The 16,250-nt window shown below is 68.6% G+C and carries 13 protein-coding genes; 9 read left to right on the forward strand and 4 right to left on the reverse strand.

Going from position 1 to position 16,250, the window contains the following annotated elements; translation table 11 throughout:
* Positions 1–8: 8 nt before the first annotated feature.
* Entirely contained in the window at positions 9–1,157 is a 1,149-nt protein-coding gene (locus ABIC50_RS31985; protein WP_354168751.1) for an ABC transporter ATP-binding protein, read from the reverse strand.
* A 190-nt stretch (positions 1,158–1,347) separates the two neighbouring features.
* Here ABIC50_RS31985 and ABIC50_RS31990 point away from each other — a divergent pair, with 190 nt between their 5' ends.
* Complete coding sequence (locus ABIC50_RS31990) at positions 1,348–2,385, forward strand: LacI family DNA-binding transcriptional regulator (RefSeq protein WP_354168752.1); 1,038 nt, start codon at positions 1,348–1,350, stop codon at positions 2,383–2,385.
* 115 nt (positions 2,386–2,500) lie between these two features.
* Here ABIC50_RS31990 and ABIC50_RS31995 read toward each other — a convergent pair whose 3' ends face one another.
* Together ABIC50_RS31995 and ABIC50_RS32000 are read right to left on the reverse strand one after the other, a co-directional pair.
* Positions 2,501–4,606 carry a TonB-dependent siderophore receptor gene (locus ABIC50_RS31995; RefSeq protein ID WP_354168753.1) on the reverse strand — a complete coding sequence of 702 codons (2,106 nt, stop codon included), beginning with the start codon at positions 4,604–4,606 and terminating at the stop codon, positions 2,501–2,503.
* A gap of 348 nt (positions 4,607–4,954) precedes the next feature.
* On the reverse strand, positions 4,955–5,596 hold the full coding sequence (locus ABIC50_RS32000; RefSeq protein ID WP_354168754.1) for a GntR family transcriptional regulator: 642 nt from the start codon (positions 5,594–5,596) through the stop codon (positions 4,955–4,957).
* A 93-nt stretch (positions 5,597–5,689) separates the two neighbouring features.
* Between ABIC50_RS32000 and ABIC50_RS32005 the strand changes: the two genes are divergently transcribed.
* Complete coding sequence (locus ABIC50_RS32005; protein ID WP_011659867.1) at positions 5,690–6,166, forward strand: OsmC family protein; 477 nt, start codon at positions 5,690–5,692, stop codon at positions 6,164–6,166.
* Between the two features lie 2 nt (positions 6,167–6,168).
* Here ABIC50_RS32005 and ABIC50_RS32010 read toward each other — a convergent pair whose 3' ends face one another.
* On the reverse strand, positions 6,169–7,119 hold the full coding sequence (locus ABIC50_RS32010; RefSeq protein WP_354168755.1) for a LysR family transcriptional regulator: 951 nt from the start codon (positions 7,117–7,119) through the stop codon (positions 6,169–6,171).
* 114 nt (positions 7,120–7,233) lie between these two features.
* Here ABIC50_RS32010 and ABIC50_RS32015 point away from each other — a divergent pair, with 114 nt between their 5' ends.
* The 7 genes from ABIC50_RS32015 (at position 7,234) to araH (ending at position 16,236) form a co-directional block, all read left to right on the forward strand.
* Positions 7,234–8,985 (forward strand): IlvD/Edd family dehydratase, encoded by a 1,752-nt coding sequence (locus ABIC50_RS32015; RefSeq protein WP_011659865.1) that lies wholly within the window; start codon positions 7,234–7,236, stop codon positions 8,983–8,985.
* Positions 8,986–9,217: 232 nt separating this feature from the next.
* On the forward strand, positions 9,218–10,576 hold the full coding sequence (locus tag ABIC50_RS32020) for an MFS transporter (RefSeq protein ID WP_354168757.1): 1,359 nt from the start codon (positions 9,218–9,220) through the stop codon (positions 10,574–10,576).
* Positions 10,577–10,628: 52 nt separating this feature from the next.
* Positions 10,629–11,558: a dihydrodipicolinate synthase family protein gene (locus tag ABIC50_RS32025; protein WP_105832551.1), complete on the forward strand. Its 930-nt coding sequence runs from the start codon at positions 10,629–10,631 to the stop codon at positions 11,556–11,558.
* Between the two features lie 24 nt (positions 11,559–11,582).
* A complete protein-coding gene (locus ABIC50_RS32030) occupies positions 11,583–12,512 on the forward strand; it encodes a Gfo/Idh/MocA family protein (RefSeq protein ID WP_175741140.1) in 930 nt (309 codons plus the stop codon).
* Positions 12,513–12,593: 81 nt separating this feature from the next.
* Entirely contained in the window at positions 12,594–13,598 is a 1,005-nt protein-coding gene (locus ABIC50_RS32035; RefSeq protein WP_175694194.1) for an arabinose ABC transporter substrate-binding protein, read from the forward strand.
* Positions 13,599–13,618: 20 nt separating this feature from the next.
* The gene (gene araG, locus ABIC50_RS32040) at positions 13,619–15,181 is read left to right on the forward strand and encodes an L-arabinose ABC transporter ATP-binding protein AraG (RefSeq protein ID WP_354168759.1); all 1,563 of its coding nucleotides are present in this window, start codon (positions 13,619–13,621) and stop codon (positions 15,179–15,181) included.
* Between the two features lie 35 nt (positions 15,182–15,216).
* A complete protein-coding gene (gene araH, locus ABIC50_RS32045) occupies positions 15,217–16,236 on the forward strand; it encodes an L-arabinose ABC transporter permease AraH (protein ID WP_043173039.1) in 1,020 nt (339 codons plus the stop codon).
* Positions 16,237–16,250: the final 14 nt, after the last annotated feature.

Consider the following 16,250-nt stretch of genomic DNA (forward strand, 5'->3'; position numbering starts at 1 on the left):
GCCGATCCTTATGCGTAGTGGTGGACGGGAATGTCGGCGCGCGCGGGCACCGCGCGGCCGTCTTCGGTGAAGAGGTGACAGGCCGCGGCCGGCGCCTGCGCGTGCACGCGCTCGCCGATGCGCAGCGGCGCGTCGCCGGGCACCTTCGCGATCAGCGGCGTGCCGCCGGGCTGGTCGAGGTGCACGTAGGTCTGCTCGCCGAGGCGTTCGACGAGCGCGACGTCGCGCGCGAGCGTCGTCGCGTCGGGCGCGGCGCCGAGCGTCAGGTGTTCGGGGCGGATGCCGAGCGTGACGGTCGCGCCCGGCGCGAGCGCGGCGCCGTCGCGCGGCAGCGTGAAGGTTTCGCCGGACGGCACGACGGTGACGGTCGTGTGCCGCGCGTCGCAGGCGGCGACGACGGCCGGCAGGAAGTTCATCCGCGGCGAGCCGATGAAGCCGGCGACGAAGCGGCTGGCGGGATGGTGATAGAGGTCGAGCGGCGCGCCGATCTGCGCGATGCTGCCGTGCTGCGCGGTGTCGGCGCCGGCGTGCAGCAGCACGATCTTGTCGGCGAGCGTCATTGCTTCGGTCTGGTCGTGCGTCACGTAGACGACGCTCGCGCGTTCGAACTGCCGGTGCAGCTTCGCGATTTCGATGCGGGTCTGGCCGCGCAGCGCCGCGTCGAGGTTCGACAGCGGTTCGTCGAACAGGAACACGCCGGGCTCGCGCACGATCGCGCGGCCGATCGCGACGCGCTGCCGCTGGCCGCCGGACAGCGCCTTCGGCTTGCGCTCGAGCAGCGTATCGAGCTGCAGGATCCGCGCGGCGTCGCGCACCTTCCGGTCGATCTCGGCCTTCGGCACGCGCGCGAGCTTCAGCCCGAACGCCATGTTCTCGTAGACCGTCATGTGCGGAAACAGCGCGTAGCTCTGGAACACCATCGCGACGCCGCGCTCGGCGGCCGGCACGTGGTCGACGCGCCGGCCGTCGATCGACAGCTCGCCGTCGCTCAGATCCTCGAGGCCCGCGATCATCCGCAGCAGGGTCGACTTGCCGCAGCCGGACGGCCCGAGGAACACGCAGAACTCGTGCGCGCCGATCTCCAGATCGACGTCGCGAATGACCGGCGCGTGCTCGCCATAGGCTTTCTGCACGCGTCGCATCGAGATGCTCGCCATTGTCTCCGCTCCGTGTTTTAATGCGCTTTCATCAGTGCTTAAGCGCTTAATCATCGCGATCAAAAAAAGAGCCGATAGCGATCGCGGCCGAGTCGCGCCCGTCGGTCGGGCGGCAGGGTGTGCGGCGATAGTGCGCCGCTTCGGTGAGCGAAGCAAATACTGGATCAACGTCTCATATAGTGAGCAAGTCATGGCGACACTCGATGAAGTGGCCCGCCGCGCCGGCGTGACGGCCGCGACGGTCTCGAACGTGCTGCGCAACCGCGGCCGGGTTGGCGAAGCCACCCGCGCGCGCGTGCTCGAAGCCGTGCAGGCGCTCGGGTACCGGCCGCATCTCGCGGCGCGGGCACTCGCGGAAGGGCGCGCGCCGACGGTCGCGCTGATGGTATCGAGCATCGCGAACCCGTTCTATCCGGAGTTCGCGCTCGCGGTCGAGCGCGCGGTGCGCCGCAACGGGCAGTTCCTGATCGTCTGCAATACGAACGAAGACCCGTTGCAGGGGCGAGCGTATCTCGATCAGATCGCCGGCACGATCTCCGAAGGCATTCTCGTGACCAACGCGAACCTGCACCTGCCGGATCTGGTGGACGTCGCGCGGCGCGGCGTGCCGGTCGTGCTGTGTCTGTGGGAGCGGCCCGATGCGCCGCCCGAAGGGTTGCCGTGCGTGGCGGTGGATTTCCGCGAAGCCGGGCGGATCGCGACGCGGCATCTGCTCGAACTCGGGCACCGGACGATCGGCGTGATCGTCGGCGGCTCGGCGAGCGGCGTGCAGGCGGCGCGCTATGACGGCTTCGTCGACGTGATGCGCGAAGCGGGGCTCGACGCATCGATCGTCGCGGCCGGGCCCGATTCCGATTCGATCGAAGGCGGCGTGCGCGCGGCGGGCCGGCTGCTCGACGCGCATGCCGGGCTGACCGCGCTGGTCGCGACCAATGATCTGCCCGCGATCGGCGCGCTGCACGCGGCGGCCGATCGCGGCCGGCGCGTGCCCGACGACCTGTCGATCGTCGGCATTACCGATATTCATCTGGCCAGCGACACGCGTCCCACGTTGACAACCGTCGCGATCCCGACCGCCGAGGCCGCCGGGCTCGCGGTCGAACTGCTCAACGCGCTGCGCGAGGCGGGCGGTCGGATCGACGATGCGTCGCGCGTGCGGATCGCGTCGTTGCCGCGGTTGGTTGTGCGCGGGACGACAGCGGCGGTGTCGGGGCCACGCTCTATGTAGCGAGGGTCGGCGCGCACCTTGCGGCAATGGGCGGACATGCTCTGCGGCGTCGTGGCTTTCCACGCACCGCACGCACGGTTCGCGTCCGGCGCGCGATGCTCGTCGACCAGCCGTTCTAGAACGAGTAAGCGAGCGACGCGAACAGGCTGCGCGGCGCGCCCGGCGTGACCCACAGGTTGTTGTACGAGCTGACGTAGTACGTGCGATTGAACAGGTTGTTCAGCACGACCGACGCGCGCAGATGCTTGTTGACCTGCACGTAGCCGTTGAGCTGCACGGTCGCGTAAGCGGGCAGGTCGAAGCCATCCTGCGTGTTCGCGGTGTTGCCCGCACGGCGTCCGACGTAGATCACGCCCGCGCCCGCGCCGGCCTTGTCGACGAGCGGCAGCGCGGTTTCATACATCAGCAGCGCGCTCCCGCTCAGCCGCGGAATGTCGACGAGGCGTGCGCCCGGCGTCAGCACGTTGTCGTGCGTGACCTGCGCATCGACGTACGCGAGGTTGACGATGCCGCGCACCCCGTGGCCGAGTTCGCCGTTCCATTCGAATTCGACGCCGCGGCTGCGTACTTCGCCGGCCGCACGCGAGAACCCGGCGTTCGCCGGATCGGCGCTCAGCACGTTGCGCTTGTTCACGTAGAACGCGGCGACGGTCGCGAGCCAGCGCGTGCCGGCCCATTTCACGCCGGCCTCATAGCCGTGCCCCTTCTCCGGATCGAACGCGCGGCCGTTCACGTCGGCGCCGTTGTTCGGCCGGAACGAATACGCGGTGTTCGCGTAGAGCGACAGCGCGGAGCTGGCCTCGTACACGATGCCGAGCCGCGGGCTCAGCGCCGTTTGCAGCTGGGTCGTCGTCACGCCCTTCAGGCGGTTCTCGACCGACTGGTGAAAGCGGTCCCAGCGCAGCCCGGCGAGCACTTTCCAGTGCGGCCCGAACGCGAGCGTGTCCTGCGCGTACAGGCCCTGGCCGTCGTCGCGCTCGAGCAGGTTCGTCGCGGTGCGCGGCATGGGCGCCGGCTGGCCGTAGACCGGATCGAAGATGTCGATCGCATACGGCGCCGCGGCCGTCGGCGTCGAGCGCGAGACGAACTGGTCGTAGTTGAAGCGGTACGCGTCGACGCCCATCACGAACGTATGGCCGATGCCGGCCGTGCGGGCCTTGCCGGCCACCTCGACGCGGCCTTGCACGTCGTTCGAGTGAAACGCGACCTGCCGGTAGCGGCGCCATAGCGTACGCCCGTCCGGCTGTAGCGCGAACGCTTCGGACGAGCGGCCGGACAGGTCGGTGTCGCGCTGCGCGAAGCCGGCGTTGACCGACCAGTCGGCATTGAAGCGATGCTCGAGCGTGAACTGGTGGCCCGAGTTGCGCACGTCGTAGTTGCCGTCGCGCGGCTCGCCCATGAACCTCGACGCCGGCACCACGCCGAGCTGCCCGTTGACCGCGACCACGCCGCGATCGAGCGGCGCGCGCTGGCGGGCGGTCTCGAATTCGTAGTGGAGCGTCGTGTCCGCGCCGATGTCCCACGTGAACGACGGCGCGAACAGGTAGCGCTTGCTCGACACGGTATCGCGGAAGCTGCCGTTGTCCTCGTTCATCGCGATGAAGCGGTATGCGAGCGACTTCGTGACGGGGCCGGTCGAATCGAGCGTCTCGCGCAGCGCGCCGTAGCTGCCGGCCGACACGCCGATCGTGTTCGCGCGCGCGAACTGCGGCTGCTTCGTCGTGTAGCTGATGAGCCCGCCGGGGTCGCCGCGGCCGTATAGCGCGGACGCGGGCCCCTTGAGGACTTCCATGCGTTCGAGCGTGGCGGTGTCGCGCGGCACACTGATGCCGCGATTCCACGAGAAGCCGTTGACGAGGTAGTCGGTGCCGGACGTATTGCCGTCGCCGGCGAAGCCGCGCACCGCGTAGTTGTCCCACAGCCCGCCGAAGTTGTTTTGCCGCGCGACGCCGGCGACCCAGTCGTACAGGTCTTCGCCGCGTGTGGCGGCCACCGTCTGGATCAGTTTCTTGTCGACGCTGCTGACCGCGAACGGAATCTCCATCACGTCCGTCTCGGTGCGCGTCGCGCTCGTCGATTCCGGCGCGCGAAACGGCGCCGTCGTGCGCTGCCCGGAGACTTCGATCGCGGGCAGCGACAGTTCCTGAGCCTCGGCGGCGCTCAGGCCGGCCGTGCCGACGACGATGGCCATCGGTGCGGCCGCCCAGTTCTTCCTGCTCATACCCTGTCCTTCAGAGATTGGTCCGCGTTCGGGCACCGCGGGCCGTCTCGCGCCGGCATCCGTGTTCCAAACAGTTCATTCGCGCGCCGAAATCTAATGCAAATGAGATGTATTTGCAATCGTAAGTTGACCTTGTTGCATTGCGGGGAGAGGGAGCGGGAGAACGAAGAGCTGCCGGGTTGTGTTCGGAGGCCCGCCGGGCGAACTATCGGGTCGTGGGGCACGCTGCGCCTGCGACCGCTGGATATGCACGGGAGTGAGCGTTTCCAGCCGGCGAGGCCGATCGGATGGCTTGCCGCGTGATGGTGGCCGGAAACGCGCGAGACCGCGCTCGGCCGCCGGCCGGCCTCAGTCGCCTTCGACGAGCCGCATCACGATGCGCCGGGCCGAGTCCAGATGCGCGACGGTCATCGCACGGGCGCTGCGGGCATTGCGCTCGCGGCAGGCTTGGAGGATTGCGTCGTGCTCGACCTGGAACGAAGGTGTGTCGGCGAGCAGCGTGGCCTGCAGGCGCTCGTACCGCTCGACCTGACTGCGCAGTTCCGCGATCGCCTTCAACTGGCGCGCGTTGCCGCAGCACGAATACAGCAGCACATGGAATTCACGGTTCAGCTCGCCTTGGCGGCGCGCCACGCTCGATTCGCCGAGCAAGCGATGCACGAGTTCGGCGCGCGCCAGCGTTTCGTCGTCGAGCCGCTTCACGCTCCGGTAGATGGCGTCGCCTTCGAGCAGCATGCGCATGTCGTAGATTTCCTGCACGTCGGACGCGCTCAGCATCCGCACGACCGCGCCGCGATTGCGGAAAATGTCCAGCAGCCCTTCGCGCTCGAGGCGCTGGATCGCCTCGCGCATCGGAATCCGGCTGATCCCGAAGTGCTCGGCGAGGTCGCGCTCGACCAGCCGCTCGCCGGCCTGCAACTCGCCGTTGATGATCATTTCCCGCAGCGATGCGGCTACGGCGTCCGCCGTGGAATCGAGTCTGGTTTCCATGCCCTTGAGTCCTCATTTTGGAATAATGGTATACCAAATGGCATTGCGGTGACACAATGACGGCACTCACATCCGAGTGCAGAGGAGAGCGAGATGGCGCATGGCGAACACAAGTACCGCGTGGCAGTCGAGTGGACCGGCAACCGGGGAACCGGCACGTCGGGGTATCGCGAATACGGCCGCGATCATGTGATCAGCGCGGGTACGAAGCCGGACATTCCGGGCTCGTCGGACGCGGCGTTTCGCGGCGACGCGGCGCGCTGGAATCCGGAGGATCTGCTGCTCGCGTCGGCATCGGCGTGCCACAAGCTGTGGTATCTGCATCTTTGCTCGGAAGCCGGCATCCGCGTGCTCGCGTATGTCGACGACGCCGAAGGGACGATGCTCGACAGCCCCGAGCACGGGCGCTTCACCGAAATCGTGCTGCATCCGCGCGTGACGATCCGCGCGGGCGACGATCGCGAACTGGCCGAGCGGCTGCATCACGATGCGCATGCGAAGTGCTATATCGCGAACTCCGTGAACTTCCCGATTCGGTGCGAACCGGTGATCGAATTCGCGGCGGCGTAACGTTACAACGCGACCCCGTACACCTCCCGCGCGGCCGCGCGGATCGCCTCCGCCATCACCGCGACGGCCGGCGAATGCAGCCGGTCGGTGCGCGTGATGATCCCGAAATCGTCCATCCGGCAATCCATCTCCAGCGGCAGCACCGACACGATGCCATGTCGCGCGTAGTACAGCGCGACGTCCTCCGCGAGCACAGCGATCATGTCGCTCTGCTCGATCAACTGCGTGATGAACAGCAGCGCGGCCGTCTCGACGACGTTCGCGGGCGGCGCGAGGCTCGCGCGCTGGAACACGAGCTCGAAGCGATGGCGCAGCACGCTGCCGGCCGGCGGCATGACCCACGCGGCACGCTGCACGTCGGCGAGCGACAGCGGCGCCTGCGCGAGCAGCGGATGGCCGGGCCGCACGACCGCCGCGACCGGCTCGCCGGTCAGCGGCTCGTAGCGCAGGTGCAACTTGTCGTGTTCGGCCGACAGCCGGCCGAGCACGATGTCGAGCTTGTCCTGCGCGAGGTGTTCGAGCAGCACATTGCTCGTGTCGATCGCGACGGATACACGCACGTTCGCATGCGTGCCCTTCACCGCGGCGACGGCCGGCGGCACGAGCCGCAACCCCGGCGACGTGATCGCGCCCACCGCCACATGCCCGAGATGGCCGGCCTTCAGCGCGGCCAGCTCCTCGCGCGCCTGGTCGAGGCTGCCGAGCGCCGCGCGCGCGTGGCGGATCAGCGCGTCACCGTACAGCGTCGGCCGCATCCCGCGCGGCAGGCGCTCGAACAGCACCGCGCCGATCGATTCCTCGAGCTCGCGCAGCAGCTTCGACGCGGCCGGCTGCGTCATGTTCAGCGCGGCCGCAGCGCGGTGAATGCTGCCTTCGTCGGCGAGCGCGACGACCAGCAGGAGCTGGCGCGTCTTCAGGCGGCTGCGGTTTCCCCACGGGCTGGCGTCGAGCATGGTACGGGTTTATATCGATATCGGAATCGATATCGTAATCGCCTAAAACGTCATTAGCGAGTTATCAAAATTCTGCCTAGACTGCGCCGGTATCCCGTCACCACAGGACTGACGATGTCGGCAACAAAACCCAGGCTGCGCTCCACCCAATGGTTCGGCACGAACGACAAGAACGGCTTCATGTACCGAAGCTGGATGAAGAACCAGGGCATCCCCGATCATGAGTTCGACGGTCGGCCGATCATCGGCATCTGCAACACGTGGTCCGAGCTGACGCCGTGCAATGCGCACTTCCGCAAGCTCGCCGAGCACGTGAAGCGCGGGATCTTCGAGGCGGGCGGGTTCCCGGTCGAGTTCCCGGTGTTCTCGAACGGTGAATCGAACCTGCGGCCGTCGGCGATGCTCACGCGCAACCTTGCGTCGATGGACGTCGAGGAAGCGATCCGCGGCAATCCGATCGACGCGGTCGTGCTGCTCGCCGGCTGCGACAAGACGACACCCGCGCTGCTGATGGGCGCGGCGAGCTGCGACGTGCCGGCGATCGTCGTGTCGGGCGGCCCGATGCTGAACGGCAAGCTCGAAGGCAAGAACATCGGCTCGGGCACCGCCGTGTGGCAACTGCACGAATCGCTGAAGGCGGGCGAGATCGACCTGCATCACTTTCTGTCGGCCGAAGCCGGCATGTCGCGCTCGGCCGGCACCTGCAACACGATGGGCACCGCGTCGACGATGGCGTGCATGGCCGAGGCGCTCGGCGTGGCGCTGCCGCACAACGCAGCGATCCCGGCCGTCGATTCGCGCCGCTACGTGCTCGCGCACATGTCCGGCATCCGGATCGTCGAGATGGCGCTCGAAGGGCTCGTGCTGTCGAAGGTGCTGACGCGCGCGGCGTTCGAGAACGCGATCCGCGCGAACGCGGCGATCGGCGGCTCGACCAACGCGGTGATCCACCTGAAGGCGATCGCGGGCCGCATCGGCGTGCCGCTCGAACTCGAGGACTGGATGCGCATCGGCCGCGACACGCCGACGATCGTCGACCTGATGCCGTCCGGGCGCTTCCTGATGGAGGAGTTCTATTACGCGGGCGGCCTGCCGGCCGTGCTGCGCCGGCTCGGCGAAGGCGGTCTGCTGCCGCACCCGGACGCGCTGACCGTCAACGGCAAGTCGCTGTGGGACAACGTGCGCGAAGCGCCGAACTACGACGACGAGGTGATTCGCCCGCTCGACCGGCCGCTGATCGCCGACGGCGGGATCTGCATCCTGCGCGGCAATCTCGCGCCGCGCGGCGCGGTGCTGAAGCCGTCGGCGGCGAGCCCCGAGCTGCTGAAGCATCGTGGCCGGGCGGTGGTGTTCGAGAACCTCGAGCACTACAAGGCGACGATCAACGACGAAGCGCTCGACGTCGATGCGAGTTCGGTGATGGTGCTGAAGAACTGCGGGCCGCGCGGTTATCCGGGGATGGCGGAGGTCGGCAACATGGGGCTGCCGCCGAAGCTGCTGCGCCAGGGCGTGAAGGACATGGTGCGGATCTCCGATGCACGGATGAGCGGCACCGCGTACGGCACGGTGGTGCTGCACGTCGCGCCGGAAGCGGCCGCGGGCGGCCCGCTGGCCGCCGTGCGCAACGGCGACTGGATCGAGCTCGACTGCGAGGCCGGCACGCTGCACCTGGACATTCCGGACGACGAACTGCAGCGCCGCCTGTCGGACGTCGATCCGACCGCGGCGCCGGGCGTGGCCGCGCAATTGGGCAAGGGCGGCTACGCGCGGCTGTATATCGATCACGTGCTGCAGGCCGACGAGGGGTGCGACCTCGACTTCCTGGTCGGCATGCGCGGCGCGGACGTGCCGAGCCATTCGCATTGAGCGACAAACGGATCGCGGTGGAGCCTGAGGGAAGTAGGGTGAAGTGCCGGCTGTGGCAGGGCGCTTAACCGGGCCGCCGTAAAGCATGGGGCCTCCGCAAGCGCCAAGACGCAAACGGAGGCCGACCGCGAAGCATGGGACCCCCGCAAGCGCTAAAGCGCCAACGTGGGCTACCGCGAAGCATGGGACCCCCGCAAGCGCTAAAGCGCCAACGTGGGCTACAGGAGACAAGATGACGACGCAGTACACGCCCGCGCACGCCGTGGCGGCACAGTCCGATTCCCCGGCAGCCGTCGACGAACGGCAACTGACCCGCCTGCTCACGCGCAAGCTGGTGCCGTTCCTCGCGCTGATCTACGTGGTCGCCTACGTCGACCGTACGGTCGTCGGCTTCGCGAAGCTGCACATGAACGCGGCGATCGGCCTCGGCGACGCCGCGTACGGCCTCGGCGCCGGACTGTTCTTCATCGGCTACTTCCTGTGCGAAGTGCCGAGCAACCTCGCGCTCGGACGCTTCGGCGCACGCGTGTGGTTCGCGCGCATCCTCGCGACGTGGGGCGTGATCACGATCGCGATGGCGCTCGTGCAGGGGCCGGCCAGTTTCTACGTGCTGCGCTTCCTGCTCGGCGCGGCCGAAGCCGGCCTCTATCCCGGCATCCTGTACTTCCTCACGCAATGGTTCCCGATGCGCGACCGTGCGCGCGTGATCGGCCTGCTCGTGCTCGCGCAGCCGCTCGCCGGCATCGTGACGGGCCCGCTCGCCGGTTGGCTGCTGTCGACGCACGGCTGGTTCGGCCTATCGGACTGGCAGACGCTGTTCGTCGTCAGCGGCTTGCCGGCCGTGCTGCTCGCATGGCCGACGCTTCGGTTGTTGCCCGAGTCGCCCGCGCATGCGCGCTGGCTGAACGACGACCAGCGCCGCTGGATCGCGCGGCAGCTCGCCGCCGACCGCGACACGTATCGACCGGCTTCGCACGGCAATCCGCTCGCCGCATTGCGCGACCGCCGCGTGCTGCTGCTCGCCGCGCTGTTCCTGCCGTTTCCGGTGTGCATCTACGGACTGTCGCTCTGGCTGCCGACGATCATCCACGCATTCGGCGCCGGCGATGCGGCGACCGGGCTGCTGTCCGCGGTACCGTATCTGTTCGCGGTGGTCGGCCTGCTCGTCGTGCCGCGCCATTCGGACCGCAAGCGCGAGCGCTACTGGCACATCGTCGTCGTGTCGGCGGCGGCCGCCGTGACGATGGCCGCGAGCGCATGGGTGCGGCAGCCCGCGCTGCAGTTCGCGTTCATCTGCCTGACCGCGTTCTCGCTCTATTCGATCCAGGCCGTCGTGTGGGCGCTGCCCGGCGAATTCCTGACCGGCACGAGTGCGGCGGTCGGCATCGCCGCGATCAATTCGCTCGCGAATCTCGGCGGCTACTTCGGGCCGTACGGCATCGGCCTGATCAAGGCATCGACCGGCAGTCTCGCGGCCGGCCTGTACTTTCTCGCGGCGACGCTGTTGTTCGCGGTGCTGATGACGTTCGTGGTCCGGGCCGCGCTGCGTGCGCCCGAGCCGGCCGCGCGCGCATTCGCCCGCGAATCCTGAACGCCTTGTTTTTCCGGCTGAACGCCGATTCGACCGACGCAGGACCCGAACCATGACATCGAGCAGCACACCGCGCTATCGCGGCATCTTCCCCGTCGTCCCGACGACGTTTTCCGAGACCGGCGAGCTCGACCTCGCGAGCCAGAAGCGCGCGGTCGATTTCATGATTGATGCGGGCTCCGACGGGCTGTGCATCCTCGCGAACTTCTCCGAGCAATTCGCGATCACCGACGACGAACGCGACGTGCTCACGCGCACGATCCTCGAGCACGTCGCCGGCCGCGTGCCGGTGATCGTCACGACGTCGCACTACAGCACGCAGGTGTGCGCGGCGCGCAGCCTGCGCGCGCAGCAGCTCGGCGCGGCGATGGTGATGACGATGCCGCCGTATCACGGCGCGACGTTCCGCGTGCCCGAAGCGCAGATCGTCGACTTCTATGCGCGCGTGTCGGATGCGATCGACATCCCGATCATGATCCAGGATGCGCCCGCGAGCGGCACCGCGCTGTCCGCGCCGTTGCTTGCGCGGATGGCGCGCGAGATCGAGCAGGTCGCGTACTTCAAGATCGAGACGCCCGGCGCCGCGAACAAGCTGCGCGAGCTGATCCGGCTCGGCGGCGACGCGATCGAAGGGCCGTGGGACGGCGAGGAGGCGATCACGCTGCTCGCCGACCTGCATGCCGGCGCGACCGGCGCGATGACGGGCGGCGCATATCCGGACGGCATCCGGCCGATCCTCGAAGCGTGGCGCGAAGGGCGGCAGGACGACGCGTACGCACGCTACCAGGCGTGGCTGCCGCTGATCAATCACGAGAACCGCCAGTCCGGCATTCTCACCGCGAAGGCGCTGATGCGCGAAGGCGGTGTGATCGCGTGCGAGCGGCCGCGGCATCCGATGCCGGAGCTGCATCCGGACACGCGTGCGGAGCTGCTCGCGATCGCGCGCCGGCTCGATCCGCTCGTGCTGCGCTGGGCGCACTGACCGAGTAGCGAAGGAGGAACGCAGATGAGCAAGGTGATTTCGCTGGGCGTGATCGGAATCGGCAAGATCGCGCGTGACCAGCATTTGCCGGCGATCGCCGCCGAACCGGGCTTCGCGCTGACCGCGTGCGCGAGCCGTCACGCGGAAGTCAGCGGCGTGCGCAATTATCCGGAGCTGGGTGCGCTGCTGGCCGCCGAGCCCGAACTCGAAGCGGTGTCGCTGTGCGCGCCGCCGCAGGTGCGCTACGCGCAGGCGCGCGCGGCGCTCGAAGCCGGCAAGCACGTGATGCTCGAGAAGCCGCCGGGCGCGACGCTGGGCGAAGTGGCCGCGCTGGACGCGCTCGCGCGCGAACGCGGCCTCACGCTGTTCGCGACCTGGCATTCGCGCTGCGCGAGCGCGGTGGAACCGGCGCGCGCGTGGCTCGCGACGCGCACGATCCGCGCGGTGCAGGTGCGCTGGAAGGAAGACGTGCGGCGCTGGCATCCGGGGCAGCAATGGATCTGGGAGCCGGGCGGCCTCGGCGTGTTCGATCCCGGCATCAATGCGCTGTCGATCGTCACGCGGATCCTGCCGCGCGAGCTCGTGCTGCGCGAAGCGACGCTCTACGTGCCGAGCGACGTGCAGACGCCGATCGCGGCCGAACTCGATTGCGCCGATACGGACGGCGTGCCCGTGCACGCGGAATTCGACTGGCGGCACGGCCCCGTCGAGCAATGGGAGATCGCGGTCGACACGTCGGACGGCGTGCTCGCGATCAGCCGCGGCGGCGCGCAACTGTCGATCGCCGGCGAGCCGGTCGAGATCGGCCCGCAGCGCGAGTATCCGGCGCTGTATGCTCACTTCCGCGCGCTGATCGCGCGCGGCGAAAGCGACGTCGACGTACGGCCGTTGCGGCTCGTCGCCGACGCGTTCCTGTTCGGGCGGCGCGTCGGGACCGACGCGTTCGGCCGCTGAAAACGTGCCGGCGCGCCTCATCGCGAGCGCGACCGTGTACGACGGATGTTGAAGACCCAAGCCAATACAAGGAGACACCGCATGAACCGCACGACTCGCCGACACACCCTGCGCGCACTGTTGGCCGCGCTTTGCCTCGCGCCGCTCGGGATGCAGGGCGCCGCGCACGCCGACGCGCCGCTGAAGATCGGCTTCCTGGTGAAGATGCCCGAGCAGGCATGGTTCATCAACGAGCAGAACGCGGCCGCCACGCTCGGCCAGAAGGAGAACTTCTCGGTCGTGAAGATCGGCACGCCGGACGGCGAGAAGGTGCTCGCCGCGATCGACAACCTCGGCTCGCAAGGCGCGCAGGGCTTCGTGATCTGCGCGCCCGACGTGCGCCTCGGGCCGGCGATCGCCGCGCGCGCGAAGCGCTACAACATGAAGTTCGTGACCGTCGACGACCAGCTCGTCGACTCGACCGGCAAGCCGCTGTCGAACGTGCCGCATCTCGGGATGTCGGCGATCAAGATCGGCAACCAGGTCGGCCAGGCGATCGCCGACGAGATGAAGCGCCGCGGCTGGAAGCCGGAGGAAGTCGGCGCGCTGCGCATCACCAACTACGAGCTGCCGACCGCGAAGCTGCGCACCGACGGCGCGACGCAGGCGTTGCTCGCGAACGGCTTCCGCAAGGAGAACATCTTCGACGCGCCGCAGAAGACGACCGACGACGAAGGCGGCTTCAGCGCCGCCGCGCCCGTGCTCGCGCGCCATCCGAACGTGAAGAAGTGGGTGGTCTACGCGCTGAACGAGGAAACCGTGCTCGGCGCGGTGCGCGCGACCGAACAGCTGCACATCCCGGCGGCCGACGTGATCGGCGTCGGCATCAACGGCGCGGGCGAGGCGTTCGCCGAATTCCAGAAGAAGGAGCCGACCGGCTTCTACGGGACGATCGCGGTCAGCTCGACGAACCACGGCAAGGACAGCACGCAGAACCTCGTCGACTGGATCCGCAACGGCAAGACGCCGCCGGCCGACACGCAGACGAGCGGCAAGCTGATGACGCGCGCGAACTGGCAGGCCGTGCGCACCGAGCTCGGCATCTGAGCGTGCGAGGCGACGACGCGATGACGATGCAGACGATCACGGCCGTGTCCGGCAACGATGACGCGGCCACGCGCGGCGCCGCCGCGCCGCCGCCAGGCGGCGCGCTGCTCGCGCTCGACGGGATCACGGTGACATTCCCGGGCGTGCGCGCGCTCGATGCCGTGTCGCTGTCGGTGCGCGCGGGCGAAGTGCACGGGCTGATGGGCGAGAACGGCGCGGGCAAGTCGACGCTGTTGAAAGTGCTGTCCGGCGTGAACCAGCCGCAGGCCGGCACGCTGACGTTGAACGGCACGGTGCAGCGCTTCGCGTCGACGCGCGCCGCGCTCGAGGCCGGCATCGCGATCATCTACCAGGAGCTGCATCTGGTGCCGGAGCTGACGGTCGCGGAGAACCTGATGCTCGGGCAGTTGCCGAGCCGGCTCGGCGTGGTCGACGAGCGCGCGCTCGCGGTGCGTGCGCTCGATGCGCTGGAGCGCCTCGGCGAGCACATCGATCCGGACATCCCGGTGAAGTATTTGTCGATCGGCCAGCGCCAGATGATCGAGATCGGCAAGGCGCTGATGCGCGACGCGCGCGTGATCGCGTTCGACGAACCGACGAGTTCGCTGTCCGCGCGCGAGACGACGCAGCTGTTCCGCATCATCCGTTCGCTGCGCGCGGAAGGGCGCGCGATCATCTACGTCACGCACCGGATGGAGGAAGTCGACGCGCTGTGCGACCGCGTGACGGTGTTCCGCGACGGCCGCCGGATCGAGACGTTCGAATCGGTCGCCGATCTCGATCGCGACCAGCTGATCGGCTGCATGGTCGGCCGCTCGATCGAGGATGTGTACGGCTACCGGCCGCGCACGGCCGGCGACGTGATGATCGAGGCGAAGGGGCTGACCGGGCCCGGCTTGTCCGAGCCGGTGTCGTTCGCCGCGCGCCGCGGCGAGATCGTCGGCTTCTTCGGGCTCGTCGGCGCGGGCCGCTCGGAGCTGATGAAGCTGCTGTACGGCGCGACGCGCCCGAGCGGCGGCCACGTCGAGCTGGGCGGCAAGCGCGTCGCGTTTTCGAGCCCGCGCCACGCGGTGCGCGCCGGCATCGCGCTGTGCCCGGAGGATCGCAAGCAGGAAGGCATCGTCGCGATCGCGTCGGTGGCCGACAACCTGAACATCAGCGCGCGCCGTCATTTCAGCCCGGCGCGCGTGCTGCTCGACGCGCGGCGCGAACGCGACCTCGCGCAACGCTACATCGAGCGGCTCGCGATCAAGACCCCCGACGGCGACACGCCGATCGGCGCGCTGTCGGGCGGCAACCAGCAGAAGGTCGTGCTCGCGCGCTGGCTGGCCGAGCGCATCGACGTGTTCCTGATGGACGAGCCGACGCGCGGCATCGACGTCGGCGCGCGCGCGGAAATCTACAACCTGTTCTACGAACTCGCGGAAGCGGGCCGCACGGTGATCCTCGTGTCGAGCGACCTGGCCGAGGTGATCGGCGTGTCGGACCGGATCATCGTGATGAAGGAAGGACGGATCGCGGGCGAAGTGGCGAAGGCGCAGGCGACGCCCGACGCGCTGATCAAGCTCGCGCTGCCGCGTTAGCGCCGTGCAGTCAACCGGAAAGCAACTGAACTGATATGAGCCAGGCAATGCAACCCCAACGCACTTCCCCGTCCCCGGATGCCACGGCCGCGCCCGCGCGAGCGCGCGGCGGCGTGTGGCAATTGATCAACCGCTCCGGCATCGTGATGGTGTTTCTCGTGCTGTTCGCGACGCTGTCGCTGACCGTGCCGGACTTCCTCACGCCGCGCAACATCCAGGGCCTCTTGCTGTCGGTCACGCTGATCGGTTCGATCGCGGTGACGATGATGTTCGTGCTCGCGCTCGGCGAAGTCGACCTGTCGGTCGCGTCGATCGTCGCGTTCTCGGGCGTCGTCGCGTCGACGCTGATCACCGCGACGCACAGCGTCGTGTTCGGCACCGTGGCCGGCATCCTCGCGGGCGGCGCGGTCGGGCTCGTGAACGGCGTGCTGATCGCGCGCTGGCGGATCAATTCGCTGATCGTCACGCTCGCGATGATGGAAGTCGTGCGCGGGCTCGCGTTCATCACGTCGAACGGCGACGCGGTGATGATCTCCGAGGAACGCTTCTTCGAGCTCGGCGCCGGCTCGTTCCTCGGCATCTCGTATCCGATCTGGAGCAACATCATCGGCTTCGTCGTGTTCGGCTTCCTGCTGCGCAAGACGGTGTTCGGCAAGAACGTGCTGGCCGTCGGCGGCAACGGCGAGGCCGCGCTGCTCGCGGGGCTGCCGGTGATGCGCATCAAGATCGCGGTGTTCGTGCTGCAGGGGCTCGTGACCGGCTTCGCCGGCGTGATGCTCGCGTCGCGGATGAGCCTCGGCGACCCGAAGACGTCGGTCGGCCTCGAGCTCGGCGTGATCTCCGCGTGCGTGCTCGGCGGCGTGTCGCTGACGGGCGGTGTCGCGACGATCTCCGGCGTGCTGGTCGGCGTGCTGATCATGGGCTCCGTGCAGGACGCGATGAGCCTGTTGAACGTGCCGACCTTTTACCAATATCTGATACGCGGCGGAATTCTGTTGCTCGCGGTGCTGTTCGACCAGTATCGTCGCAACCAGCGGCGCGCGATGAAGATCTGACGAATGCGTGGCTG

The organism is Burkholderia sp. 567, assembly GCF_040545115.1.
GTDB lineage: Bacteria > Pseudomonadota > Gammaproteobacteria > Burkholderiales > Burkholderiaceae > Burkholderia > Burkholderia ambifaria.

Excerpts from the sequence above, each read along its gene's own strand:
- ABIC50_RS31985 (WP_354168751.1), bottom strand. The coding sequence starts at position 1,157 with ATGGCGAGCATCTCGATGCGACGCGTGCAGAAAGCCTATGGCGAGCAC.
- ABIC50_RS31990 (WP_354168752.1), top strand. The coding sequence starts at position 1,348 with ATGGCGACACTCGATGAAGTGGCCCGCCGCGCCGGCGTGACGGCCGCG.
- ABIC50_RS31995 (WP_354168753.1), bottom strand. The coding sequence starts at position 4,606 with ATGAGCAGGAAGAACTGGGCGGCCGCACCGATGGCCATCGTCGTCGGC.
- ABIC50_RS32000 (WP_354168754.1), bottom strand. The coding sequence starts at position 5,596 with ATGGAAACCAGACTCGATTCCACGGCGGACGCCGTAGCCGCATCGCTG.
- ABIC50_RS32005 (WP_011659867.1), top strand. The coding sequence starts at position 5,690 with ATGGCGCATGGCGAACACAAGTACCGCGTGGCAGTCGAGTGGACCGGC.
- ABIC50_RS32010 (WP_354168755.1), bottom strand. The coding sequence starts at position 7,119 with ATGCTCGACGCCAGCCCGTGGGGAAACCGCAGCCGCCTGAAGACGCGC.
- ABIC50_RS32015 (WP_011659865.1), top strand. The coding sequence starts at position 7,234 with ATGTCGGCAACAAAACCCAGGCTGCGCTCCACCCAATGGTTCGGCACG.
- ABIC50_RS32020 (WP_354168757.1), top strand. The coding sequence starts at position 9,218 with ATGACGACGCAGTACACGCCCGCGCACGCCGTGGCGGCACAGTCCGAT.
- ABIC50_RS32025 (WP_105832551.1), top strand. The coding sequence starts at position 10,629 with ATGACATCGAGCAGCACACCGCGCTATCGCGGCATCTTCCCCGTCGTC.
- ABIC50_RS32030 (WP_175741140.1), top strand. The coding sequence starts at position 11,583 with ATGAGCAAGGTGATTTCGCTGGGCGTGATCGGAATCGGCAAGATCGCG.
- ABIC50_RS32035 (WP_175694194.1), top strand. The coding sequence starts at position 12,594 with ATGAACCGCACGACTCGCCGACACACCCTGCGCGCACTGTTGGCCGCG.
- araG (WP_354168759.1), top strand. The coding sequence starts at position 13,619 with ATGACGATGCAGACGATCACGGCCGTGTCCGGCAACGATGACGCGGCC.
- araH (WP_043173039.1), top strand. The coding sequence starts at position 15,217 with ATGAGCCAGGCAATGCAACCCCAACGCACTTCCCCGTCCCCGGATGCC.